Here is a 24,677-nt window from a genome sequence, read left to right as displayed (position 1 = left end):
GACCGAAGGGAGACGGGGGCAGCGCCCCCACTACACTGTCCGCAGGTTGCCCTCGGCATCGACCAGTAGCACGCGGATTTCCCCGGGCGTCTCTGCCTTGACCCGTCGCACTTCGTCCAGGTCGGCAAAGACCAGCGCCGTGGACAGCCCGTCAGCCAGCGCGGCAGAGCCTGCCTCGACGCTCACCGTCGACCAGTGCGGCGCGGCCTCTCCCAGCGGGTCCAGGATATGGCCCATGTCGCCCAGCATCAGCGCCGAGGGGCTGGAGGTTGCAATGGCGCGGTTCCTCAGGTCCCGTGTCGTGACGAGGCCCGCGTCCGGATCGGAAATGCCGACCCTCCACGGCCCGCCCAGCCCGCGCATCTCTCCGACCTGCACCAGGGCGCGTTCAAAGCCGTTCTCTTCCAGCACCCCGGACACCAGGTCGGTGGCAAAGCCCTGCGCGATCCCGTTCAGGGTCAGGGACTGGCCCGGCGCCAGTGCGATCCGGTCCACCGAGGCGCGAACGCGCTGCCAGCCGATGGCACGCCGCGCCGCCGTGACGTCACCGCCACCGGCCAGCGCCTGCCAGAGCGGTTGCACCGTCGGGTCGAACCGGCCCCGCGTCATCCGGTGCATTTCTCCCACCAGTCCCATGAGAAAATGTATGTTTGGCGAGGGCCAGGGCAGCTCGCCGTCGCGGTTCAGCCGCGACAGGGACGATGCGGGATCGTACAGGCTGAACTCCGCCTCGATCTCTTGCAGCAGGGCGGTGCAGGTGGTCAGCGCGGCCTCGGTCTGCGCAACCGGGCCAAACAGCGTGATCGACACCTCGGCGCCCAGCGCCTGCCCGGTCCAGCGGCGCCCTTCGGCGGCCACCCCCCGGGGAACAAGCGCCATCGCCGCGCTGATGGTTAGAAATCGCCGCCGTTTCATGCCGCCCTCTTTCTTTCGCGCGCCTTCAGCACCAGTGGCACACATTGCGCTGCATCGTCGTGGATCTTCACGCAATCGAGGCAGCCAAAGCATTCGGCATAGTCGATCTGGCCCGACCTGGGGATCGCCTGGTACTTGCATCGGACGGAACATAGCTGGCAGGGGCTGCCGCATTCCGCGCGGCGCGCGATCCAGTCGCGCCCCCGCAGCAGCCCGCCCAGCGCCATCAGCGCGCCCAGCGGACAAAGATAGCGGCAGAACCCCTTGAACAGAACCGCCGACAGCACCAGTAGCCCCACCGCATAGGCGACATAGTACCATTCGCGGATGAAATAGGTGGTCACGGCGGTCTTGAAGGGTTCCACCTCTGCCGCCGTGTCCAGTGCGTCCGGCGCCACGAAGATCAGCGCCACCAGCCCGGCCAGCACCAGGTATTTCACCCGTTTCAGCCGGCTGTCCCAGCGTGGGGACACCGTCACCTCGGGGAGGCGTAGCAAGCGGCCAAGGTGATGGGCAAATTCCTGCATCGCGCCAAAGGGACAGAGCCAGCCACAGAACAGCGCGCGCCCCCAGAGGACAAAGCCCAGGATCGCCGCCGCCCAGACCAGCAGCGAAAAGGGATCGTAGAGCAGGAAGGCATAACTGCCGCCCTCCCAGGCGGTGCGGATCACCCCGATCACCGTCACGATGGACAGTTGTCCCTGTCCCCACCAGCCGACAAAGCCGGTCATGACCGCAAGGATGCCCAGCCGGACCGGCGTGAACCCGGCCAGCCCCGCCAAAGCCGACTGCCGCCAGAACAGCACCGGCATTAGCACCGCCAGCCCCAGCGCCAGGGCGATCAGGTCCGCCTGCCGCTCTCGCAGTGCCGCCCGCCAGGGGGGCAGCGACCGGGGCGCCTCGGCGCGGGCAAAAAAGCGGGCGTCCGTCGACTGGGTCGAGGACAGCGTCACGCTGCCCACCTGCGGCATGAAGGACCCGTGCGCGCGCACTGCCTCGACATGCAGGGTCCAGGGTTCTGTCGGATCAAAGCCCAGCCGCCGGTCGGTGCGCAAGATCATCGCGGTGCCCTCTTGCAGGGTGTCCGGCAGGTCGGCGCGCAGGGAAAACAACAGGTCGCTGTCGCGCAGGGCGACGGGCAGGCCGAACTGTTCCGCGCTGACGAGGTCGGGCGCGGTGTTGCGCACGAATTCTTCGGTGATCAGCCCGTGCCGCCCGGTTTCGACCAGCAGGATGGGTTCCGCATGGTCCGAGATCGTCAGGAAGGCCTGCAATTCGGCCAGAGACTCCGCGTCCAGAACCGCCCGTGCGATCGAGGGCGGGCCGATGTCCACGATCCAGAGGTCCAGGTAGGCGCCTTCGGGGTCGTCCTGTGCCTCTGGATCGTCATCCTCCCAGAGCGTCCCGGCAAAGGCCGCGTTCACCTCGGCATTGCTCACGCGGTGGCGGGTCGCCAGCCCCTGCGCCACCAGGTCGTCCCATGTCAGGGCCTCGTCCACCGCGGGATCGGGATAGGCGGGCGGGCCGCTGGACACGCCCTGCATCTTTTCCCGCGCCACCTGCAGGGTGGCGGCCAGGATGGATTCATGTGCGATCCGCACGCTGGCCGTCGCCTTTGTCACCCCGTCCAGGTAGACCAGCGCGCTGCTGCCCTGCGTTTCGCCATAGGGGGTGCCCACGACCATCGGGGCAGAGATCGAATGCCCCCGGTACTGGGTAAAGAACTGTTCAAAGGCAGCCTGACCGAGGCCAGAGACGAAGATCGGCTCGTTGTGGTCGATCAGCTGCACGTCGACGAACCGGCCTTCGAGGTCCAGCATCACAAGGACGTTGATCGCCGCACCGGAAAAGCCGGGCAGGGGAGCCAGGGGCTCGGTCTCGAAGATGTAACCGGCGGTCTGGCCGCCGGCGTTTTCCAGCGTCCAGACACCCTTGTCGTTGACGGGCGCCCCCAGCAGGAAGGGCGGTATGACCCGCTCCGCCAGTGCCTCGCGGCTCAGCATCTCTGCCCGGGCGGTGCCGGTGAGCAGGCAGAGACAGGCCAGGATGCAGAGGATCGCGCGCATGGGCGAGACCCTAGGCCCGGCCCGGGCGCCCCCCTATGCGACCTTGGTCCAATAGGGGGCGCCTGACGCAATGGTGATCCATCTACGACCTTAGGCGCAGTGATCCGCCCGCGCCCGTCATGCTAGCCTTTGTGTCATGGTACGACAGGGAGGGTCCGCCATGTTCATCCGAACCGCGCTTGCCGCGCTGATCGCCGTTGCGGGCAGTGCTGCCGCCGCTTTGGACGATCCGCAAACCGTGCTGCAGGATCCGATGGGATCGGGCATGTGGAACTACCACCAGAAAGGGCTGTTGGGCGATCCCGCCGACATCCGTTTCGACGACCGGGTGGTGCTGCGCGCGCCGACCTCTGCCGAGGACAGCCTGAACGTCCCCCTTCTGGTCGATGCCACGGCGATCCCCGACGTGAAACGTATCGTGGTCAGCGCCGACTATGGCCCCATCCCCCACATCCTGACCTATTACCCCGAACAGGCCGAAGCCAAGCTGGCCCTGCGGTTCAAGATCGACCAGGCCACGGCCATCCGCGCCAGCGTCGAGACCCATTCCGGCAGCTGGCACATCGGGTCGACCTATATCGACGCGGCGGGGGGCGGCTGTACCGCACCCGCCCATGCCTATGCCAGCGACGACTGGGAGGAAAAGCTGGGAGAGGTACACGGGCGGCTCTGGTCCGCCTCGGGGCGCGCCCGGCTGGTGGTGGATCACCCGATGGACACCGGGCTGGCCGATGGCATCCCCGTGTTCATCATCGAGGACCTGTCATTGCAGGATGAGGACGGCACCCCGCTGGCGCGGCTGGAACTGCACGAGCCGGTGAACGAGGACCCTGCCTTTACCTTCTATTTCGACGCGGGTGCGTTGCCCGCCTCGGTCAAGGTCATGGGCCGCGACAACAACGGCAACCGCATTCGCGGTGTCCTGAGCGAGGGCGAACTGAACTGATGCTGACCCGCCGTTCCGCCCTTGGCCTGCTGGCAAGCCTGCCGCTGGCCCCGCGTGCCTTTGCCCAGTCCCGTCTCAGCTATGACCTGACCGCCAAGCCGCTGGCCGATGGAATATGGATGGTCGAAGGGGCGACCGATTACTTCTCGATGGAAAACGGCGGCGCCATCGTCAACATCACCCTGATGAAGGGCGATAGCGGGCTGATCCTTGTCGATACCGGGTCATCCCGCCGCTATGGCGAGGCGCTGAACACGCTGGCGCGCAGCCTGGATATTCGCGGTATTTCCACCGTAGTGAACACCCATCACCACCCGGACCATTTCTTTGGCAACCAGGTCTTTGCCGACAGGCCAATTCATGCGCTGGGCGGCACCCGGCAGGCGGCCTTGGACGAGGGCGACGCCTTTGCCGACAACATGTACCGCCTGTTGGGTGACTGGATGCGCGGGACCGAAGTGGTGCCGCCCAGCGACGTGATCGCGGGCGGTGACCTGAGGCTGGACGGGCGCGATTTCCTGGCTCTGCCGCTGGGCGGGCACACCAGTGCGGATCTGGCCCTGATGGATCGCCGCAGCGGCACGCTGGTGGCCGGGGATCTTGTCTTTTACAACCGCGCGCCCACGACGCCCAGCGCCGATCTGCCGCGCTGGCAACAGGCGCTGGACGCGCTGCAGGCGGCAAAGCCCGCGTTGGTCATTCCCGGTCATGGCCCGGCGGACCCGACAGGGGACTCCATCACCCAGACCCGCGACTACCTCTCTTGGCTGGACCGCACCCTGCGGGAAGGTGCCCGCGCGGGCTTGGACATGGTGGAGCTGATGGAAACGCCCCTGCCAAACCGCTTTGCCGGGATGGGCGCGCAGCCGCAGGAATACCAGCGGTCGGTCGCGCATCTCTTTCCGGGGATCGAGCGCGAGGAACTGCCGCGCGGCAACTGATCGGACGGTGTAGGATGGGGTTTCCAACCCCATTGCCGCGCTCAGTCGACATCCACAGCCACCGGGTCGACCGGCGCCAGAGCGCCTCCGATATCCAGCCAGCCATCTGTCCCCAGCCGGAACCAGTAGACGCGGGTGTACCCCAGATCCGCGATCCGCTGCGCCGCGTTCCAGCTCATCCAGCAATCCGCCACGCAGTAGACCAGCAGCGCCCGCGCCCGGTCGCCCGCCGTCATCCGTGTGAGGTTGTCCTCCAGGTAGCGCTGCATGATGTCGGACAGCCGCCCGCGCCCGACCTCTGGCAGCCAGACCGCGCCGGGCAGCGACAGCCGCTGTTCCGATACCAGCCAGGTCCCTTCCAGCTCGTCAAAGCGTGACTGCTGCGCGGCAAAGACATCCAGCGCCAGCGCACCCTCCGCCAGCAATGACCGCGCCTCTTGAGGCGTGACCAGCACGGCGGGCGCGGGAATGTCATCCGGCGTCGGCGCCCGCTGGCGGCCGATGCGATAGCCGGTTTCCGGATCGAACAGCTCGGGCCGGCGGGCCTGATGTTCGGCGTAGGGGGCGGCGGCAAGGGGGGCTGCGCAGATCAGGACCAGCAGGAAAAACAGGCGTTTCATGGTGACAGGATAGGCCGGTCGCCGCCGCTGCGAAACCCGCCCTTGCCATCCGCGTCCCGAGACGGGAAAACAGCCGCGCGCCCCGGCGTGCACAGGCATTTGACAAGGCAAGGATAGTGAAGATGGCCCCCAAATTCGGCACAAGCGGCCTGCGCGGCCTGGTGGTGGAGCTGACAGAGGAGCTGGTGCGCGATTACGTTACCGCCTTTCTCTGCGCCTGCCCCTACGGGGACGCCGTGCACGTCGGTCGTGACCTGCGCCCCTCCTCGCCGCAGATCGCGGAATGGGTCATCGCCGCCGTGCGCGATGCGGGCGTCGATGCGGTCGACTGCGGCGTGGTGCCGACGCCCGCGCTGGCGCTGTCATCGCTGGAGGCAGGGGCCGGCGCCGTCATGGTCACCGGCAGCCACATCCCCGCCGACCGCAACGGGCTGAAGTTCTACGTCCCCACCGGGGAAATCTCGAAGGAGGACGAGGTCCGTATCAACGCGGCGCTGGGAGGAGCCCTATCCGGCGCTCCCGGTGCCCTGTCCACCGCCGATGCTGGTGCCGCCTATGTCGCCCGCTACACGCAGGCCTTTGGCCGCGAGGCGCTGGCGGGCCTGCGCGTCGGCGTCTACCAGCACAGTTCGGTCGCCCGCGACATCATGGTCGAGGTGGTCGAGGCGCTGGGCGCCACCGCGCTCCCCATCGCGCGCTCGGACACGTTCATCCCCGTCGACACCGAGGCGCTTGACCCGGAGACCAGGAAACTCTTCGCTGGCTGGTTCGCAGATCATCGTCTGGATGTCCTCATCTCCACCGATGGCGATGCCGACCGGCCGATGCTGGTGGATGACTCGCAACAGGTGGTGCCCGGTGACGTGCTGGGTGCCGTGACCGCCCGGGCGCTTGGCGCGCGGGTGCTCTGCACCCCGGTCTCGTCGAACACGATGATCGAGGCCGAGGGCGGCTTTGACTTCGACGCCATCCACCGCACGAAGATCGGCTCGCCCTTCGTCATCGCCGCGATGGAAGAGGCGCTGCGGGACAATCCCGCCGCCCGTGTCGCGGGCTACGAGGCCAACGGCGGCTTCCTGCTGGGGTTCGAGGCGGATGGCCCTTCGGGCAGGCTGGCCCCGCTGATGACCCGCGACTGCCTGCTGCCGATCCTCGCGCCCCTCTGCGCCGCCCGCGCCGCGGACAAACCGCTGTCCGCCCTGCTGGACGCCTTGCCGCCGCGCTTCACCGCCGCCGACCGTATCCAGGGGATCGAATCGGAAATCTCGAAGGCCTTTATCGCGTCGCTTTCAGGCGATGCCGCCGCGCGCGCCGCTTTCTTTGCGGACACAGGTGAGATTGCGGAGGTGGACGAAACAGACGGGTTGCGTGTCACCTTTGCCACCGGTGACGTGGTCCACCTGCGCCCCTCCGGCAACGCGCCCGAATTCCGCTGCTATGCCGAGGCGAGCACACGCGAGACTGCCTCGGCGCTGGTGGAGAGCTACCTGGCGAAACTGGGCGAGACGCTCTCTGCCTGAGCGACCGCCCGGACCGGACCGTCGCAGGGGTATTTTTGCCAAGAAGAAGCATGATCCGGTGTTTCTTCTTGGTCTCAAATACCCAATCCGACCCTGACGCCTTTGTGTGACCGTGACGTCAGGCCCCCTTGGTCAAGGCATCCACGGCCGCGAGCCCCTTGAGAAGCCGGGCGAGGTCATCGACGGGGACCATGTTCGGGCCGTCGCTGGGGGCACTGTCGGGGTCTTCATGCGTTTCGATGAAGACGGCCGCGCAACCCACGGCGACGGCGGCGCGGGCGAGGGGTTCGACGAACTGGCGTTGTCCGCCCGAAGAGGTGCCTTGCCCGCCCGGCAACTGCACGGAATGGGTGGCGTCGAAGACCACGGGGTAGCCGGTTTCGGCCATGATCGGCAGCGACCGCATGTCCGAGACCAGCATGTTGTAGCCAAAGCTGGCGCCGCGCTCGCAGAGCAGGATCTTCTCGTTCCCGGTCGAGGCGATCTTGGCTGCGACGTTCGCCATGTCCCAGGGGGCAAGGAACTGGCCCTTCTTGACGTTAATCGCAGCGCCGGTTTCACCGGCGGCCAGTAGCAGGTCGGTCTGGCGCGACAGGAAGGCGGGGATCTGCAGCACGTCCACCGCAGAGGCCACGACCGAACATTGCTCCGGTCCGTGCACGTCGGTCAGCACTGGCACGCCGAATTCCTTGCGGATGGTGGACAGGACGCGCAGGCCCTCCTCCATGCCGATCCCGCGCTTGCCGGACAGGGACGAACGGTTGGCCTTGTCGTAGCTGGCCTTGAAGATCCAGTTCACGCCCGCCGCTTCTGCTGCCTCGGCGATGCGCTCCGCCAGCATTCGGGCGTGGTCCAGGCTCTCGATCTGGCATGGGCCCGCGATCAGGGTGAAGGGGGCGGCGTTGGACACCGTGTAGGTGCCGATGGACACATCCGTCATGCGATGCCTTCCTTTTCAAGGACGCCCTCGATCCGGGCCACGTCCACGGGGTTGTTGAGTTCCCAGAACACCCGGCCCCGCGCCTCGACCGGCACGCAGGTTACTGGCACGCCGTTTTCAAGGAAGCGCAGCTGTTCCAGGCCCTCAGCCTTTTCCAGCGGGCCCTCGTTCCAGCCCATATAGGCGTTCAGCGCCGCGGGCCGATAGGCGTAGACGCCGACATGGTGCCAGACCTCGGGCGGGCGCTCCAGCGAGGCCACGAAGGGCAGTACTTCTTTCGAGAAGTAGAGCGCGGTGCCATCGGCGCGCGTCACGGCGGTTGTGCCGCCGACGCGGCCATTCTGGCGGTCGGTGACAAAGTTGGCCAGTGTCTCGGCATCGCAGCGCAGGATCGGCGTTGCCATCTGCACGGCAGGGTCCTGCATGCGGTCGATCAGTGCCTCGACGAACCAGGGCGGGGTGAGCGGTGCATCGCCTTGCAGGTTCACCACGCAGTCGGGGGTCTGAGACAGTTGCGCCACCCCTTCGGCGCAGCGTTCGGTGCCGTTGCGGGCGCTTTCCGAGGTCATCAGCACCTCGGCGCCGAACCCGCGCGCGGCCTCGGCGATGCGGGCGTCATCGGTCAGCACATAGACAGCATCGGCGCCCTTGACCGATTGCGCCGCTTCCCAGCTGCGCCGGATCAGCGATTTTGCTTCGCCCGTCGCGCCCTTGAGCTTGACCAGCGGCTTGCCGGGGTAGCGGGTCGAGGCATAGCGGGCGGGGATGAAGATGACCGCGCTCATGCCACACCTGCTCGCAGCGCGTCATGGATGTGCAGGAGGCCGACAAGCCGATCCTCCTCGGTGACCAGCAGCACGGTGCGTTTCGTCGTGTTCATGATGCCCAATGCCTCGATCAGGAGCGTGTCGGGGGCGGTGACCAGCGGTCCGCGCGTGGCGACCTCGCCGGCACGGCGCTCCATCAGCCCCTCCATGTTGCGGCGCAGGTCGCCGTCAGTGATGATGCCTGTCAGGCGCCCGTCCTCGACCAGGGCCGCGACGCCGAATCCCTTCTGGCTCATGACCAGCAGCGTCTCGGACATCGGCGTATCGGCGCCAACGACGGGCAGCTCTTCGCCCCGGTGCATCACGGCGGAGACCCGCAGCAGTTGCGCCCCCAGCGTGCCGCCCGGGTGAAAGGCGGCAAAGCTGGCCCGGTCGAAGCCGCGGTGCTGCATCATCGCCACCGCAAGCGCATCGCCGAGGGCCATCGCCATCGTCGTGGACGTGGTGGGCGCCATGCCAATGGCGCAGGCCTCGGGCGCGTCGGGCATCAGCAGGACGTGATCGGCGGCGCGGGCCAGGGTGCTGTCCGCCCCCTTCGTCATGGCCACCAGCGGCACCGAGAAGCGCGCGCAATGGGCGATCATGTCGGCCAGTTCCTTTGTCTCGCCGGAATTGGAAATCAGGATCACCGCGTCGGCGGGCGTGATCATGCCAAGGTCGCCGTGGCTGGCCTCACCCGGATGGACGCCCTGCGCGGGCGTCCCGGTCGAGGCGAAGGTGGCGGCGATCTTGTTGGCGACATGACCGGACTTGCCCATGCCCGAGACGATCACGCGCCCCTGCACCTGCAACAACCGCGTCACGACGGCATCGAAACTGTCCGGCAGTTCATCGCCCAGGCGCGCCAGCGCCGCGCTTTCGGTGGCAAGGACGGTGCGGGCGACCGCGGAGGGGCTGTCTGTCATGCGGCTCTGCTCGGGTAACATTCTGCCGCCTGCCTTAGCGGCTCTGCGAAAGCTTGTCCAATCGCGCAACAGTTTGCCGCTCTGCAAGGGGTCCGCGTTGACATTTCCCCGGACTCGCCCGCATGACGGCGGCATTGGATACCAGGCTAGGGATCGCCAAAATGAAGATTGCCATGATCGGAACGGGCTACGTCGGCCTCGTCTCCGGAGTTTGCTTTTCGGATTTCGGTCACGAAGTTGTTTGTGTCGACAAGGACCCCCGCAAGATCGAGATGCTGGAGCGCGGCGAAGTCCCGATTTACGAGCCGGGGCTGGACGTGCTGATGCACAAGAACGTCGAGGCCGGGCGGCTCAGCTTTACCCTGGACCTGGCCAGCGCAATTGATGGCGCCGACGCGGTCTTTATCGCCGTGGGCACCCCGACGCGCCGGGGCGATGGCCACGCTGATCTGACCTACGTCATGGCCGCGGCCGAGGAAATCGCGAAGGCTGCCAAGGACTACGTGGTGATCGTGACCAAGTCGACCGTGCCCGTGGGCACCAACCGCAAGGTCAAGGAAACGGTCGCCGCCGCCAACCCGGCGCTTGATTTCGACGTCGCCTCGAACCCCGAGTTCCTGCGTGAAGGCGCCGCGATCGACGATTTCATGAAGCCCGACCGCGTGGTCGTGGGCGTGGAAACCGACCGCGCCGCCGCCGTGATGGCCGAGATCTACCGCCCGCTCTACCTGCGTGATTTCCCCATCGTCACCACCGACCTGGAATCGGCGGAGATGATCAAATACGCGGCCAATGCCTTCCTCGCGACCAAGATCACCTTCATCAACGAGATCGCGGCACTGTGCGAAAAGGTCGGCGCCGACGTGAAATCGGTGTCCAAGGGCATGGGCATGGACGGCCGCATCGGCAACAAGTTCCTGCACGCCGGTCCGGGTTACGGCGGTAGCTGTTTCCCCAAGGATACCAAGGCACTGGCCCGCATCGGGCAGGAACACGCCTCGCCCATCTCGATCGTCGAGACGGTCATCAAGGTCAACGAGGACGTCAAGCGCCGCATGCTCGACAAGCTGAGCGACCTTTGCGATGGCCGGTTCAACGGCAAGACGGTCGCCGTGCTGGGCGTGACCTTCAAGCCCAACACCGACGACATGCGCGATGCGCCCTCGCTGACCATCGTGCCTGCCCTTGTGGGCGGCGGCGCCAAGGTCCGGGTGGTCGATCCGCAGGGCAAGCGCGAAGGCGAACAGCTGCTGCCCGGTGTCAGCTGGATGGATGATCCCTATGCCGCCGCCGAAGGCGCCGACCTGCTGGTGATCCTGACCGAGTGGAACGAGTTCCGGGCGCTGGACCTGTCGCGCATCGCAGGCAGCATGGCGCAGGCCCGCATGGCCGATCTGCGCAACATCTATGCTCCTGCCGACGCAGAGGCTGCCGGTTTCACCGGATATGAGAGCATCGGGCGCGCTGGCTACACTGGCTGATCCTTTCGATTGATCCTGAAACGCCGCCCTGTCCAGGGGTGGCGTTTCTTTATGCACGTCGCGGTTGTTTGGCGCCTGGCACTTGTTGCTTGTCGGCCACAGGCGCGGCGCCAAGGCGGGCCGGGTAGAGCTGCTCACACTGTGCATGGCTTTGCGCAACCCCGCCCGTCGATTACACTTTCCGAAAAAATGACAAGAGGCAGAGCAGGCATGGGAACGGGCTATCGCGGCACGTTCGTCATCTCCTGGGCGCAGACGGAAATCGACGGGGTGCGGGATGCGCCCGAACCGGCATTGCAGGTCGGGGCCGCATGGTCCTGGTCCGGAGAGCCGGTCCGGGTGGACGGTCCGGCGTCCCTCCTTCCGCTGGGCGAGAGGGCGGACCCGGGCGAAGACATCAGACCACGCGCGGCGCGCATGGTGCGTCGGCTGGTGGGCGCTGCCCTGGCGGCGGAACGTCCCCGGGGGGCTGACCTGCGCGAGGCCGGGCAAGATGCGCCCGGTGGCGACTCGACCTTTGTCGTGACGGACGGGCGCAAGGGCTATACCGTGACGCTGATCCCGGTGGGGCCACATGTGCCGCCCTTGCTGATGTGTCTGGATGAACTGCCGCCCGCCGGTGTCGATCTCTGGGTGGTGCACCATGTCCGCTCAGCGCAGACACTGGCCGCCAGGTCCGACCCGGGCGGCGTGATCTGTTTCACGCCCAGGACACGCATCCTGACGCCGCGCGGGCCGGTGCCGGTCGGTCTGCTGTGCGAGGGCGACCTGGTGCAGACCAAGGACAGCGGTGCCCAGCCGATCTGCTGGATCGGCAGCCGCCGGATGTCCGGTGCCCGTCTCTTTGCCATGCCTGCGCTGCGCCCGATCCGGGTGCGGGCCGGCGCGCTGGGGCTGGGCCAGCCCAACAGCGATATCCTGGTCTCTCCGGATCACCGCATGGTGGTGCGCGGTGCGCCCGCGCAGGCGCTGTTCAACACGCCCGAGGTGCTGGTAACGGCGCGGGACTTGGTCGATGGCAAGGGTGTGGTGCAGGACAGCACCGTCAAGGAGGTGACCTATGTCCACCTTCTCCTGCCCCGGCACGAGGTGCTCTTTGCCGATGGGGTCGAGACCGAGAGCTTTCACCCGGCGAACACGGCGCTCACCTCGTTGGATGCCGAGGATCGCAAGCGCCTGTTGCAGACCCTGCCGGGCGTGGCCTCGAACCCGCAGGGCTATGGCGCCTATGCGCGGCGCAACCTCTCGGCCTCCGAGGCGGCGATCCTGTTGCACGAGGCGGCCTGAGACGGTCCGCGTGACCCCGTCCCGGGCTTGCCCGGGACCTCGGGCCGCTAGCATACGCCCGTCGCCATGGCGTGCTCACTCGCGGATTTCTTCCAGTCCCACACCCCAAAGCGCGGTCTTGTCGACCCAGCCCCGATAACCATCGGCGGTCAGGCGGCACCAGTCCGGCCCGCAATCGCCCAGCCGCGCGATCACCCCCAGTTCCAGCCGGGCCACCACCACGCTGTCCGGGTCGGGACGGCGGTAGAGGCTCAGCATGTCCTGTTCCACGATCACCGTGCGGGCGCCCGACAGCAAAGAGTAATGCACCCAGCCGCCGGCGCCGTCCCGGTCGCGGACCCGGCGCCAGTGGCCGTGTTCGGCGGTGATTTCCAGCGGCATTCCGCGCCGCTTGTAGACCCAGTCGATCCGGTGCGTCAGCGAAGGCCCCCGACGGACATTGCCCTCGGACGCCTTGAGCGAGACGAAACGCGGCAGCGGCAGGTTCGTCACCGGCCCCCGGTCTTGCCCCGCCGTGCCGGGACCGGCCAGAATCAGCAGCGCCACCGCCGCGGCGATCGCTTGTTTGAACATGGTTTTCAGGTCCTGCTCAGTTTTTCCGGCGGGGTTCTTGTGCCCCGTCCTTTCCTGTCGCAGTCTACCGCCCGTGGGACCCGCAGGGGAAGTTTGGGGAGAGGCTGAATGCCATCAAAACGTCTGAGTGTTGTCGTGACGCGACGCTTGCCCGAAGTGGTCGAGACACGGCTCACCGAGTTGTTCAACGCGAAACTGCGTGCCGATGACACGCCGATGACCCGTGGCGAACTGATCGACGCGGTGCAGGAGGCCGACGTGCTGGTGCCCACGCTGACCGACCGGATCGACGCCGGGCTGATCGGCCAGGCGGGCGAACGGCTGAAGCTGATCGCCAATTTCGGCGCGGGATTCGATCACATCGACGTTTCCACCGCGCGCTCGCGCGGCATCCTCGTCTCGAACACGCCGGGTGTGGTGACAGAGGACACCGCCGACATGGTCATGGCGCTGATGCTGGGTGTGACCCGGCGCATCCAGGAGGGTCTGACCGTCATGCAGGGCGGCGACTGGGCTGGCTGGGCGCCCACCGCTTTGCTGGGCCAGCGCCTGGGCGGGCGCCGCCTGGGCATCCTGGGCATGGGCCGCATCGGCCAGGCGGTCGCGCGGCGCGCCGCGGCCTTCGGGATGCAGGTGCATTACCACAACCGCCACCGCCTGCGCCCCGAGACCGAAGAGGCGCTGGAGGCCACCTATTGGGAAAGCCTCGACCAGATGGTGGCGCGGATGGACATGATCAGCGTGAACTGTCCGTCGACGCCCAGCACCTACCACCTGCTGAACGCCCGGCGCCTGCAACTGATGAAACCCAGCGCGGTGATCGTGAACACCTCGCGCGGGGAGGTCATCGACGAGAACGCGCTGACCCGGATGCTCAAGGCCGGGCAACTGGCCGGTGCGGGGCTGGACGTCTACGAACATGGTATCCAGGGCAACCCCGAGCTGCGCAACATGCCCAACGTGATGATGCTGCCGCATATGGGATCGGCCACCGAAGAAGGGCGGATCGAGATGGGCGAAAAGGTCATCATCAACATCAAGACCTTCGATGATGGTCACCGTCCGCCGGACCAGGTCGTGCCCGCGATGCTGTAGGGCGCCCATCCGCCGCATGGACTTGGGGTGGCCCGCCGCGCATCAGGCGGGGGCGGATACCAATCGGAAAGGCCCCCGCCATGACCCAATGCGCGCTTTGCAAGGCCGAGGAGGCCACGCCCCTTGCGGTGGCCCCGCGAGCCGATGAGGTGGCCCTTTGTGCGACCTGCCGCGCAGGTGTGGAAAACGGGCCCGAGGACGGCCCGCACTGGCAATGCCTGAACGAGGCGATCTGGAGCACGGAACCCGCCGAACAGGTCCTGGCCTGGCGGCTGCTGAACCGGCTGAACGCGGCCTGGGCGCGGGACCTGCTGGACATCGCCTACCTTGAACCCGATGTGCTGGACTGGGCGCAGGCCGAGGCCGCGCCTGCCGAGAGTGTCGTTCACCGCGACTGCAACGGTGCGGTCCTGTCGGACGGGGACACGGTGACGCTGATCAAGGCGCTGCCGGTCAAGGGGGCCGGGTTCACCGCCAAGCAGGGGACGGCGGTGCGCAAGATCTCGCTGGAGCCGGACAACGCAGACCATATCTCGGGCCGGGTCGAAGGACAGCGGATCGTGATCCTGACGAAGTACGTCAAGAAGGCCTAAGATTGCTCACCCGCACATCAGGCCTATCCCCGACTCGTTTCTACTGATTGACTGCCGGTTAGTAGACGCAACCAGGGAGTGTGTATGATGAGGATTGCGCAGATAGCCACGCTGTTGATGCTGACGGCGGGTGCGGGGCTGGCACAGCAAAGCACGGATACCGTCGCCCCCGAGGCGGCCACGGTGGATGGCGGCGGCTTTGCCGCCTTGTCGCCAGAGGTCGCCGCAGCGCTGGAGGCCAAGGAGGCCGGTCAACCGGTCAAGGCGCAGACATGGATGGTGGCGGCGGCCAACCCGCATGCCGTGCAGGCCGGGGCCGAGGTGCTGCGCGCCGGCGGCACGGCGGCGGATGCCATGATCGCCGTGCAGACGGTGCTGGGGCTGGTCGAGCCGCAAAGCTCGGGCATCGGCGGCGGGGCCTTTCTGGTCTGGCACGACGGCGAAACGGGCGAGATCACCACGCTGGACGGGCGGGAAACCGCACCTTTCGCAGCCACGCCCACCCTGTTCCAGACGGCGGATGGCGAGCCGATGGGATTCTGGGACGCGGTGATCGGGGGCCGTTCTGTCGGCGTGCCGGGCACGCCCGCGCTGATGCAGACCGCGCATGAGAAATGGGGCAAGTCCGACTGGGCCGGGCTGTTCGATGCGGCCACGCGGCTGGCGGACGAGGGGTTCGAGGTCTCTCCCCGTCTCAGCCAGCTGGTGCTGGCCAATGTCCCCGCGCTGACCCGCTACGAGCCTTCCGCCAACTACTTCCTGCCGGACGGCATACCGCCCGTGGCCGGGACCGTGCTGAAAAACCCGGACTATGCCAATGTCATGCGCCGCATGGCCAGTGAAGGCGCGCAGGTGATCTACCAGGGTGAGATCGCGCAGGACATCGTCGACACGGTGCGCGGGTTCGAGCCCAACCCCGGCGTCATGAGCCTTGCCGACCTCGCCGCCTACGAGGTCAAGGAACGCCCGGCGGTCTGTGCGCCGTTCCGGGGGCTGGAAGTCTGCGGTATGGGCCCGCCCTCGTCCGGTGCGCTGACCGTGGGGCAGATCCTGGGGATGCTGGATGCCTCCGATCCAGGTGCCGCGGATGATCCGCAGACCTGGCGCAAGATCGGCGATGCCTCGCGCCTCGCCTTTGCCGACCGGGGCCGCTACATGGCGGACAGCGATTTTGTCCCGATGCCGACCGACGGGCTGGTCGATCCGGCTTACCTGGGCGAACGCGCGCGCCTGCTGGAAGGCGACGATGCCCTTCCGGAAGTGGCGCCGGGGATGCCGGCTTGGGATCACGCGATGCTCTGGGCCGATGACGAGAGTATCGAGTTCCCCTCGACCTCGCATATCTCGATCGTCGATCAGTACGGCAACGCACTGTCGATGACGACAACCATCGAGAACGGCTTTGGCTCGCGCCTGATGACCAACGGCTTCCTGCTGAACAACGAGCTGACGGATTTCTCCTTCCGCTCGCACCAGGACGGGGTGCCCATCGCCAACGCGGTGGCGCCGGGCAAACGGCCGCGGTCGTCGATGTCGCCCACCATCGTGCGCGAAGAGGGCAAGCCGGTGCTGGTGATCGGATCACCCGGCGGCTCGCGGATCATCGGCTATGTCGCGCAGGCGATCATCGCGCATGTGGACTGGGGCATGGACGTGCAGCAGGCGGTGGCCATGCCGCATGGCGTCAACCGTTTCGGCACCTTCGACCTGGAGGCCGGAACGCCGATGGCTGACATGGCGGGACCGCTGGCAGAGATGGGGTTCAACACCGATGTGCGTGATTTGAATTCCGGCCTGCATGCCATCGCCATCGGGGCGGAGGGTCTGCAGGGTGGCGCGGATCCGCGCCGCGAGGGCATCGCGCTGGGCGAGTGACGCCGCTCAGCCGGACAGGCGCAGGCAAGCCCCCCGGTGGCGGGACTTGTCTGCGTACATCCGCGCATCCGCCCTTTTCAGAAGCATGTCCACGTCGCTACCGTCATGCGGGGCCGTGGCCCGGCCAAAGGCGGCGTCGATGCCGGGCAGGACGATATCCGTACCGCCCGGCCGTTCCAATGTCATCGGCCGGGCCAATGCCGCGCGCAGGTCGTTGACACAGGTCAGCATGGCCCGCTGGGTTGTGTCCGGGCGCCAGATGCCGAATTCATCGCCGCCCAGCCGGGCGGCGCTGGCGTCGTTGCGCAGGGTTTCGCGCAGCCGTCGGGCGACCCGGCTCAGGACCTCATCGCCGGCGCAATGGCCGTACTGGTCGTTGATCGGCTTGAATCCGTTGAGGTCGATGTAGATCAGCCCGACAGCGCCCTGAGGACTGGCCAGCAGCCGCTGTCCTTCTTCGCGGAAACTGCGGGCGTTCATCAGGCCGGTCAGCGGATCGGTCATGGCAAGGCTGGACAGCCGCCGCGCGGTATGGCGCAGCCTGTCGCGTTCCTCTTCCGTCTGACTCAACCGGCGGCGCGTGCTGTCCTGCTGGCGTTCCAGCGAAGTGAGCCGTGCGGCAAACAGGTTGGAGGGGTCGGATTTCAGCATCACCAAGGGATTTTCCATGCCGGGCAGGGGATCGATCCGCCAGGCCTGGAATGTCATCGGTTCTTCGGTAAAGGTCAGACGCAGCGGAATCCCGCGCGAGGTGGAAATCGCCTGTTTCAGCCCCTTTGTCATGGTGTCGGCATCTTCGCGGGCCAGGCTGGCCAGTTGCAGGCCGACCTGCAGCCCGGGAAGGTCGCGCGCGTGGCGGTTGGCCAGAAGGACGGTCCACTGGTCATCCAGCAGCATCATCGCGCGAGGAGCACGCTCGATTGCCTGGCCGATAGCACCCAGGGCCGCGTCCAGCACGGCGTCGGTCACGGTCATCCCGCTGCCCGGCTCCGGGACAGGGTGAAGCCCTGACCCCGGTCCTGGCTGTTTGCGCGCAAAAGACCCTTCATGCGAAAAACTCGTAGATGTCGCCATCCTCGCTCCGGACCAGGTGGACCGTGACATGGCAACGGGAATGTCCCATCGACAGTGCCTCGTCGATCTCGACCGAGGCATAGCCATTCGCTTCGGCAGCGATGCGGCCAAAAACGTTGGTGGTCATCATGCACAACGAGGGCCTGCCCTCGACCCGCTTGCCAAAGGGGCAACTGGAGGCGGTGAATACCAGTTTGTCCGGCCCTGCCTCGACCAGTTCGAAATGCCCGCCGATCTTTTGCTTGAGATCACACAGGATGCGGCCGATTTCGACCGGTTCACCAGGCAGAGCGCCGTCATCATCACGGTAGCGGTCGGCAATGCTGCGGCCCATGTCGTCGCCGACACGCGCGACAAAGGCCGAAGCCTCATCCATGCCCACGACTTCCTGAAGGGTGCCGGACAAGGCCCCGACGATATCCGCGAAGAAACCCTTGGGATTCAGGTCGTCGATGTCGGACTTCGGGGGCGTCGGGGCCATCGGGGCCTCCAGCAAACGAATAAACTCGGTTAACAGAACATCAAAAAGGTTAAAATGCAGTAAATCTTTAACCTGGGTTTACGCGCTCACGGACTCGTCAACTCGCTCATTGGGGGGGCTCCGCCGGCGAATGGGACGTCGACGGAGCACGGGGCCTGGGTCAGCCCATTTCCTTGTAGGATATTTCGCGCGTGTCGGCGCCCGGTCCCATCTTGGAGCGGCGCACCATGAGTCGGTTCAGCGCCTGGATATAGGCACGCACGGAGGCGACGACCGTATCGGTGTCCGCCGACTGGCCGGTGGCGATGATGCCGTCCTCTTCAAGCCGCACGGAAACGGTGGCCTGGGCGTCGGTGCCCTCGGTCACGGCGTGCACCTGGTAGAGCTGCAGCCGCGCCTTGTTGGGGTGCAGTTCGCGCACGGCCTTGAAACAGGCATCCACGGGGCCGTCGCCGTGGCAGGTTGCGCTCTGGTCCTGGCCATCGACTTCCATTTCCAGCTGCGCCTCGGCCGGACCGCCGGTGCCGCAGACCACCCGCAGGTTCACCAGTTCAAGGCGGTTCGAATCGCCGTCGGTGGTTGCGGTGACAAGCGCCAGAATGTCGTCGTCAAAGACCTCTTTCTTGCGGTCGGCAAGATCCTTGAACCGCACGAAGATGTCCTTGAGCTGGTTGTCCCCGACCTCGACACCAAGGTCCTTGAGCTTGGCCCGCAGCGCGGCGCGGCCCGAATGCTTGCCCAGCGGCAAGGAGGTGCCCGCGATGCCCACATCCTCGGGCCGCATGATCTCGAAGGTCTCGGCGTTCTTCAGCATCCCGTCCTGGTGGATGCCGCTTTCGTGGGCAAAGGCGTTCTTGCCGACGATGGCCTTGTTGAACTGTACCGGGAAGCCCGACACTGTCGAGACGCGGCGCGAGATATGCATGATCTTCTTGGTGTCGATCTCGGTGTAGTAGGGCATGATGTCGCCCCGCACCTTGAGCGCCATGACCACCTCTTCGAGGGCCGTGTTGCCCGCTCTTTCGCCAAGGCCGTTGATGGTGCATTCGATCTGGCGTGCGCCACCTGCGACGGCGGCAAGGGCGTTCGCCGTCGCCATGCCAAGGTCGTTGTGGCAATGGGTGGCAAAGACTACCTCGTCACCGCCGGGCACGGTTTCGATCAGCTTGCGGATCAGGTCGGCGCTTTCGACCGGGGCGGTATAGCCCACCGTGTCGGGAATGTTGATCGTGGTGGCGCCCGCCTTGATGGCGATCTCGACCACGCGGCAGAGGTAATCCCATTCCGTCCGGGTCGCATCCATCGGCGACCATTGCACGTTGTCGCAGAGGTTGCGGGCGTGGGTCACGGTCTCGTGGATGCGCTCGGCCATCTCGTCCATCGTGAGGTTCGGAATGGCGCGGTGCAGCGGCGAGGTGCCGATGAAGGTGTGGATGCGCGGCCGTGCGGATTTCTTGACCGCCTCCCAGCAGCGGTCGATGTCGGGCAGCTGCGCGCGGGCAAGGCCGCAGATCACGGCCTGTTTGGACCGTTGGGCGATTTCGGACACGGCGCGGAAATCGCCTTCGGAGGCGATCGGAAAACCGGCCTCGATGATGTCGACGCCCATGTCATCGAGCAGCTCTGCGATCTCGAGTTTTTCGTCATGGGTCATGGTGGCGCCGGGCGATTGTTCGCCGTCGCGAAGGGTGGTGTCGAAGATGACGACGCGGTCTTTTTCGGTGCTCATGGTCTTTCCTCAGCTATGCGGGCGGGCCGCCGGGGCGGTCCGGACTGTCTTGGGGGGGTGACCTGCGGGCACGCGCGCCGGGTCCGCGAAAGCGGAAGGATGACGGCCCCGGTTCTGGCCTGATGTGTCTGTCATCGGAAAGGTCCCAACTCGTGTGCGTGCAGGTCCCGGCGCGTCACACATCTCCTCTGAGCACGCGCGCCGAGGGGGCCACGCTCAGAGGCGAGTTAGCAGTAGACCGGCGCCAAGCGCAAAGACCGCCGAAAGGCGGGTCTGAGGGGCGTTATGGCGGGTCGTGATCATGACGGCCAATATACGGAGCAAATTCCAAATGAAAACCCGGTTTCGACGGGAAAATTCGACACTCTGCAAAACAACCTAAAGACGATTCGGCTATAAGTTTCGCTATTTAAAATAGAAGTCAAGAATTCACCTGAGGGGGATTTTCTTCAACACTGTACCCTCAAAAGTTGATTCCCCGGGTTTGGAGGCCCTCGTTATGAACAGAATTTTTCTATTGTTGTCAGCACTATGCCTGTCGTCGCCAGCCGCGGCGCAACCGATCTACAGCGATGGCGTGACGCAATACGCCAGCGTTCAGTCCCAGCAATGGGTGAATTGCGCCAAGGAGGGCAAGGACTGCGAACCCGGGACCAGCGACCTGGTCATCACTCGTTACGGCATCAGCGAGGATTTCACCTTTTTCATCACCAAGGGTCTGGAAAAGGTTCCCTGCAAGAACTTCTGGGGCGACCCGTCGCGCGGGACAGACAAGGAATGCGCCTACATCCGCGAGAACCTGTTTGGTGTGCCGCCGGATGAAACCTTTGCCAAGGTCGCGGACGAAGGAAAGGATTTCAGCAATCCGAACGGGGAATACCGCTGGGTCCGCTACGGCACCGGGGGCAAGTGGGCCTACACGCTGATCGGCGGATCAAACAGCCAGAAGATCGCCTGCACCAATGATTATTTCGGGTTCGATCCGGTCAAGGGCAGCGACAAGGTCTGCCAGATGGGTGATGCCTATACCCTGGGCTACGGCGACGTGATCGAATGCGCCACCGAGGACCGCGAATGCCAGATGAACGTGGGTGACGTCGTCATGGTCCGTTACGGGGCCGAGGATCGCTATGACATCCGGTTCGTCCACCACACCGGAAATGCCTTCCCCTGCGAGAACAACTTTTTCGGGGTCGACCCGATCCACACCGGCAAGCGCTGCTACTACCAGGCGCAAAAGCCCTTGTCGGTGAACACCGTTGGGCGCTGGGAAAAGGTGATTTCCTGCGATGGCAAGAACTGCCCGATCAGCCATGAAATTTCGGTCGGGACAACCAAGACCAACAGCTGGACCACGACCCAGCAATGGGGGATCACGGTCACGGAATCGATGGAAGCGGGGCTGACCATCCTGGGCACGGGGGTCAAGGCCTCGGCCTCGATCTCGCAGTCCTACGCGGCCTCGTTCGCCTTCACCTCGGCGCTGTCGAAATCGGTGACGCAGAACTACACCGCGACCTGCGATCCCAGCGGCGAGTATTCCAGCCGCGCGTTGTGGCAATTCTCGACCGGGACCGGCGAGACATGCCTGGAATCCGGAACCTGTGACGGGGCGACCTTCACGGCGGAATATCTCTGTGTCGGTGACGCGCCCGGGGACTACGTGGGTCCGGCCTGCATCCCCGGATATTGCGCGGACGAACTGTGCACGGTCTGCACCTACGAGGACGCCGCGGCAGAGTGATGCCACGCGTTCCCGCCTGAAACCACGGGGCGCCCTTGGGCGCCCCGTTCGCCTGCAATGCTGCGTTTGCCTTGTGGCACACATCAGGCATACTTGCCCCGAGGCAAGATAATCGGGGCAGAGCCATGATAAGAATTCTGGCGGCACTGCTGGTGCTGTATGCAGGGGCCGCATCGGCGCAGGGCCGGGACTCGGCGCGCGTCTACGTCTTTGGCAACTCGCTGGTCCATCACCAGAGCGAGACATCGGACCATACCAACGTTCCCCACTGGATGAACCAGATGGCGAGGGCGGATGGGCGGTCGCTGGCTCTGGACGGGCAATGGGGGTTTCTCAGGAACTTTGCCGACAGTCTGCCGCCAACGGCGAACTGGTCCTTTCCGGGGGTGCAGGGCGCCTGGTCGCCGGGGCAGGGGCCGTTCCGCGACGGGCGCTACGACGCGGTAATCGCGACGCCCGCGAACTTCATCCAGTACCAGTTGCCCGACGTGCCCTATGACGGCGACAACCCGGATGGGGAAAGCCCGCTGGGCGCCTTGCAGCGGATCTTTGACTGGGTTGAGGTCAACAGCCCGGGCACGCGGCTGTTTGTCTACGAGGGCTGGTCGGACATGGCCAGTTTCTCGCGCAACTTCCCGCCCTCGAACCGGCAGTTGCGCCGGTATCACGATTTCAACGCGGGCGAATACCACCAGTGGTATCGCGACCTGCTGAACGTGATGTCCGTCACCCGTCCCGACACGCAGGTCGAGGTGATCCCGGTGGCCTCGATCCTGGCCGGGTTCTTTCAGCGGGGCGGCCTGCTGGAGGGGCTGCCGGCAGAGGCGCTTTATACCGATAACGCGCCGCACGGGACGCCGACGCTCTACATGCTGGCGGCGATGGTCACCTATGCCTGGATCTACGACGCGCCGCCGCCGGAGGGGTTCTTGCCCCCCGCGACGCTGCATCCGAACGTGGTGGCCAACTATGCCCAACTGGCAGAGGCGATCTGGCAGCAGGTGCCGCAGCGCGAGGCCACGGCCCCTGCGCCCGGCGATCCGCCGACAGAGGAGGCCCGCTCGCCGGACCTGCCCGAACGCCAGCCGATTTCGCTGCCGCCGCGTGGTGTCAGGCCCCAGGGTGCCCCGGCGCTGGGGATTGGCCTGAACGGCATTTCCGACTGGTCGACCCAGCATCCCTTTCTCGACCTGATGAAATCCTCGCGCGGCTGGGTCGGCAACATCGGTGACCGTTGGGGCGCCGTCAGCACCGAGGAGTTGCGCGCCGGCGGTCACCTGGACGAGGACGACTGGCCCTTGCGGATGCCCGAAGGGGTCGACGCCATCGAAACCGTGATCCTGACGAACCAGCCCAGGGACGCGGCGTCCCTGCGCGGTGACTATGTCCTGACCTATGACGGCAAGGCCGAGTTCAAGCTGGTCGGCCGGGCCCGGCGCGTTCGGAACGAGCCGGGCCGCATGACCTTCAGTTATGAACCGGGCGAAGGGCTGGTGGCGCTGTCGATCACCGCGATCGACCCCGCCGACCCGATCCGCAACATCGTCATCCTGCGCGAAGAGCACGAGGCGCTGTACCGCGCCGGGGCGTTGTTCAACCCGGATTTCCTGGCCCGGATCGAGGACGTGCGCGTGTTGCGCTTCATGGACTGGATGATCACCAACGGCTCTCCGGTGACGGGATGGGACACGCGGCCAACGATGGCCACGGCCAGCTGGTCGGAATGGGGGGTGCCGGTCGAGGTCATGGTGCGGCTGGCCAATCTTGTGGGTGCAGATGCCTGGTTCAACATGCCCCACCTGGCCGATGACGATTACGTCCGCCGCTTTGCCGAGATCGTCGAACGTGACCTTGACCCGCGCCTGAGGGCCTATGTCGAGCTGTCCAACGAGGTCTGGAACCCCGGTTTCCCGCAGGCGGTCTGGGCGCGCGGGCAGGCAGAGGCGCTCTGGGGTGCGACGGACCAGGGATGGGCGCAATTCTACGGGCTGCGGGCAGCGCAGGTCATGGACATCTGGACCGAGGTTTTCGGCGAAAAAACTGATCGCCTGGTGCGGGTGGTGGCGACGCATACCGGCTGGCCCGGGCTGGAACAGGAGATCCTGCAGGCGCCCCTGGCCTTTCTGCGGCTGGGGCACATGCCGGTCGACAGTTTCGACGCCTATGCGGTGACCGGCTATTTCGGCTACGAGATGGGCGGCGAGGAAATGGCGCAGCGCATGGACGGCTGGCTGGATGCGGCCGCCGATCTTGCCCAGGACGCGGGCGCGGCCGAGGGCCTGCAGCGGGTCGCCCTGCGGGAATTCGTCAAGGACCGCCAGTTCGAGGCCGCCATCGCCCCTGTGGCCGAGGCGCTGGAGAAAGAGTCGTTGCGGCAGCTGGTCGAGGAGATCTTTCCCTATCACGCCGGGGTGGCCCGCAAGCATGACCTGCGGCTGATCATGTACGAGGGCGGCACGCACCTGGTGGGACATGGCGCGCGGGTCAATGACGAACGGCTGACCGCCTTCTTCGAGGTGTTCAGCTATACACCCGAAATGGCGCGCCTGTACGAGATCCTCCTGGCCGGATGGGTCGATGCCGGTGGCGTGCTGTTCAACGCATTCGTGGACGTGGCGCCCTCGTCCATGTGGGGCAGCTGGGGCGCCCTGCGCTATCTCGAGGATGAGAACCCGCGCTGGGACATGCTGATGGCCTACAACGCCTCCGGCCCCAACGGCTGGGAAGCGAGGGACAAGGCTGCCTTTCTGAACGGTGTCAGGCTGCTGGGCGCCGAGGGCCGTATCCAGGGCACCGCGCAGGAAGACTATCTGACCGGCGGGCCGGGGGACGATGTTCTGGTCTCTGGCGGGGGCGCGGACGTGCTGAACGGGGGGCCGGGGCAGGATCGCGTGATCTTGAGTGGAGAGCGTGCAGGCTATGAGTTCACACGGGAAAACGGCACTGTTCTTGCGCGTGCCGACAGCGGCCCCGTTCGCATGGCGGGGATCGAAGAGGTGGTCTTTGACGCCGTCCCCGACACCGTGATCCCGCTGGCAGACCTGCTCCGCTGAAAGCCATCGCCC

20 protein-coding genes are annotated in these 24,677 nt (G+C 66.1%); 10 read left to right on the top strand and 10 right to left on the bottom strand.

Annotated elements, in window-relative coordinates:
• Nucleotides 1-30: 30 nt before the first annotated feature.
• Together PVW46_RS05910 and PVW46_RS05905 are read right to left on the bottom strand one after the other, a co-directional pair.
• Nucleotides 31-915 (bottom strand): FAD:protein FMN transferase, encoded by an 885-nt coding sequence (locus PVW46_RS05910; protein WP_069210437.1) that lies wholly within the window; start codon nucleotides 913-915, stop codon nucleotides 31-33.
• Nucleotides 912-2,981, bottom strand: coding sequence for a 4Fe-4S binding protein (locus PVW46_RS05905; RefSeq protein WP_069210438.1), 2,070 nt, complete (start codon nucleotides 2,979-2,981; stop codon nucleotides 912-914). The genes PVW46_RS05910 and PVW46_RS05905 overlap by 4 nt, the downstream gene beginning before the upstream one ends.
• Nucleotides 2,982-3,141: 160 nt before the next feature.
• Here PVW46_RS05905 and PVW46_RS05900 point away from each other — a divergent pair, with 160 nt between their 5' ends.
• Entirely contained in the window at nucleotides 3,142-3,927 is a 786-nt protein-coding gene (locus tag PVW46_RS05900; protein WP_069210439.1) for a quinoprotein dehydrogenase-associated SoxYZ-like carrier, read from the top strand.
• Complete coding sequence (locus PVW46_RS05895; RefSeq protein ID WP_069210440.1) at nucleotides 3,927-4,868, top strand: quinoprotein relay system zinc metallohydrolase 1; 942 nt, start codon at nucleotides 3,927-3,929, stop codon at nucleotides 4,866-4,868. The genes PVW46_RS05900 and PVW46_RS05895 overlap by 1 nt, the downstream gene beginning before the upstream one ends.
• 41 nt (nucleotides 4,869-4,909) lie before the next feature.
• On the opposite strand, the gene PVW46_RS05890 is transcribed toward PVW46_RS05895, so the two are convergent.
• Nucleotides 4,910-5,488 carry a PQQ-dependent catabolism-associated CXXCW motif protein gene (locus PVW46_RS05890; protein ID WP_069210441.1) on the bottom strand — a complete coding sequence of 193 codons (579 nt, stop codon included), beginning with the start codon at nucleotides 5,486-5,488 and terminating at the stop codon, nucleotides 4,910-4,912.
• A 122-nt stretch (nucleotides 5,489-5,610) separates the two neighbouring features.
• Between PVW46_RS05890 and PVW46_RS05885 the strand changes: the two genes are divergently transcribed.
• Nucleotides 5,611-7,008, top strand: coding sequence for a phosphomannomutase (locus PVW46_RS05885; RefSeq protein ID WP_069210442.1), 1,398 nt, complete (start codon nucleotides 5,611-5,613; stop codon nucleotides 7,006-7,008).
• A 118-nt stretch (nucleotides 7,009-7,126) separates the two neighbouring features.
• Here the strand turns inward: PVW46_RS05885 and kdsA are convergent, their stop codons facing one another.
• The 3 genes from kdsA to PVW46_RS05870 are packed head-to-tail and all read right to left on the bottom strand — an operon-like array spanning nucleotide 7,127 to nucleotide 9,680.
• On the bottom strand, nucleotides 7,127-7,948 hold the full coding sequence (kdsA, locus tag PVW46_RS05880; RefSeq protein ID WP_069210443.1) for a 3-deoxy-8-phosphooctulonate synthase: 822 nt from the start codon (nucleotides 7,946-7,948) through the stop codon (nucleotides 7,127-7,129).
• Nucleotides 7,945-8,733: a 3-deoxy-manno-octulosonate cytidylyltransferase gene (locus PVW46_RS05875; RefSeq protein WP_069210444.1), complete on the bottom strand. Its 789-nt coding sequence runs from the start codon at nucleotides 8,731-8,733 to the stop codon at nucleotides 7,945-7,947. The genes kdsA and PVW46_RS05875 overlap by 4 nt, the downstream gene beginning before the upstream one ends.
• Entirely contained in the window at nucleotides 8,730-9,680 is a 951-nt protein-coding gene (locus tag PVW46_RS05870) for a KpsF/GutQ family sugar-phosphate isomerase (protein ID WP_083242397.1), read from the bottom strand. The genes PVW46_RS05875 and PVW46_RS05870 overlap by 4 nt, the downstream gene beginning before the upstream one ends.
• Before the next feature lie 161 nt (nucleotides 9,681-9,841).
• Here PVW46_RS05870 and PVW46_RS05865 point away from each other — a divergent pair, with 161 nt between their 5' ends.
• Nucleotides 9,842-11,161: a UDP-glucose dehydrogenase family protein gene (locus PVW46_RS05865; RefSeq protein WP_069210446.1), complete on the top strand. Its 1,320-nt coding sequence runs from the start codon at nucleotides 9,842-9,844 to the stop codon at nucleotides 11,159-11,161.
• A 210-nt stretch (nucleotides 11,162-11,371) separates the two neighbouring features.
• Nucleotides 11,372-12,448 (top strand): Hint domain-containing protein, encoded by a 1,077-nt coding sequence (locus PVW46_RS05860; RefSeq protein ID WP_069210447.1) that lies wholly within the window; start codon nucleotides 11,372-11,374, stop codon nucleotides 12,446-12,448.
• A 75-nt stretch (nucleotides 12,449-12,523) separates the two neighbouring features.
• On the opposite strand, the gene PVW46_RS05855 is transcribed toward PVW46_RS05860, so the two are convergent.
• A complete protein-coding gene (locus tag PVW46_RS05855; protein ID WP_043140290.1) occupies nucleotides 12,524-13,021 on the bottom strand; it encodes an SH3 domain-containing protein in 498 nt (165 codons plus the stop codon).
• A gap of 108 nt (nucleotides 13,022-13,129) precedes the next feature.
• Between PVW46_RS05855 and PVW46_RS05850 the strand changes: the two genes are divergently transcribed.
• From PVW46_RS05850 to ggt, 3 genes are all read left to right on the top strand, one after another.
• Nucleotides 13,130-14,116, top strand: coding sequence for a 2-hydroxyacid dehydrogenase (locus PVW46_RS05850; protein WP_069210448.1), 987 nt, complete (start codon nucleotides 13,130-13,132; stop codon nucleotides 14,114-14,116).
• A gap of 80 nt (nucleotides 14,117-14,196) precedes the next feature.
• Nucleotides 14,197-14,709, top strand: a complete 513-nt coding sequence (locus PVW46_RS05845; RefSeq protein WP_069210449.1) for an alkylphosphonate utilization protein — start codon at nucleotides 14,197-14,199, stop codon at nucleotides 14,707-14,709.
• A gap of 84 nt (nucleotides 14,710-14,793) precedes the next feature.
• Complete coding sequence (gene ggt / locus PVW46_RS05840) at nucleotides 14,794-16,584, top strand: gamma-glutamyltransferase (RefSeq protein ID WP_443137030.1); 1,791 nt, start codon at nucleotides 14,794-14,796, stop codon at nucleotides 16,582-16,584.
• 6 nt (nucleotides 16,585-16,590) lie between these two features.
• Here ggt and PVW46_RS05835 read toward each other — a convergent pair whose 3' ends face one another.
• The 3 genes from PVW46_RS05835 to PVW46_RS05825 all read right to left on the bottom strand — a co-directional run bounded on the left by PVW46_RS05835 (nucleotide 16,591) and on the right by PVW46_RS05825 (nucleotide 19,868).
• A complete protein-coding gene (locus tag PVW46_RS05835; RefSeq protein ID WP_069210450.1) occupies nucleotides 16,591-17,559 on the bottom strand; it encodes a GGDEF domain-containing protein in 969 nt (322 codons plus the stop codon).
• A gap of 70 nt (nucleotides 17,560-17,629) precedes the next feature.
• Nucleotides 17,630-18,139, bottom strand: a complete 510-nt coding sequence (locus PVW46_RS05830) for a methanogen output domain 1-containing protein (RefSeq protein WP_043140295.1) — start codon at nucleotides 18,137-18,139, stop codon at nucleotides 17,630-17,632.
• A 160-nt stretch (nucleotides 18,140-18,299) separates the two neighbouring features.
• Nucleotides 18,300-19,868, bottom strand: coding sequence for a 2-isopropylmalate synthase (locus PVW46_RS05825; protein WP_069210451.1), 1,569 nt, complete (start codon nucleotides 19,866-19,868; stop codon nucleotides 18,300-18,302).
• 499 nt (nucleotides 19,869-20,367) lie between these two features.
• On the opposite strand from PVW46_RS05825, the gene PVW46_RS05820 reads away from it, so the two are divergent.
• Together PVW46_RS05820 and PVW46_RS05815 are read left to right on the top strand one after the other, a co-directional pair.
• Complete coding sequence (locus tag PVW46_RS05820) at nucleotides 20,368-21,612, top strand: hypothetical protein (RefSeq protein WP_133065698.1); 1,245 nt, start codon at nucleotides 20,368-20,370, stop codon at nucleotides 21,610-21,612.
• Between the two features lie 125 nt (nucleotides 21,613-21,737).
• On the top strand, nucleotides 21,738-24,665 hold the full coding sequence (locus PVW46_RS05815; protein WP_069210453.1) for a calcium-binding protein: 2,928 nt from the start codon (nucleotides 21,738-21,740) through the stop codon (nucleotides 24,663-24,665).
• Nucleotides 24,666-24,677 lie beyond the last annotated feature (12 nt).

It is taken from the genome of Mameliella sp. AT18 (assembly GCF_028807275.1).
Taxonomy (GTDB): Bacteria; Pseudomonadota; Alphaproteobacteria; order Rhodobacterales; family Rhodobacteraceae; genus Antarctobacter; species Antarctobacter albus.
This window is presented reverse-complemented; position numbering and strand designations above follow the sequence as displayed.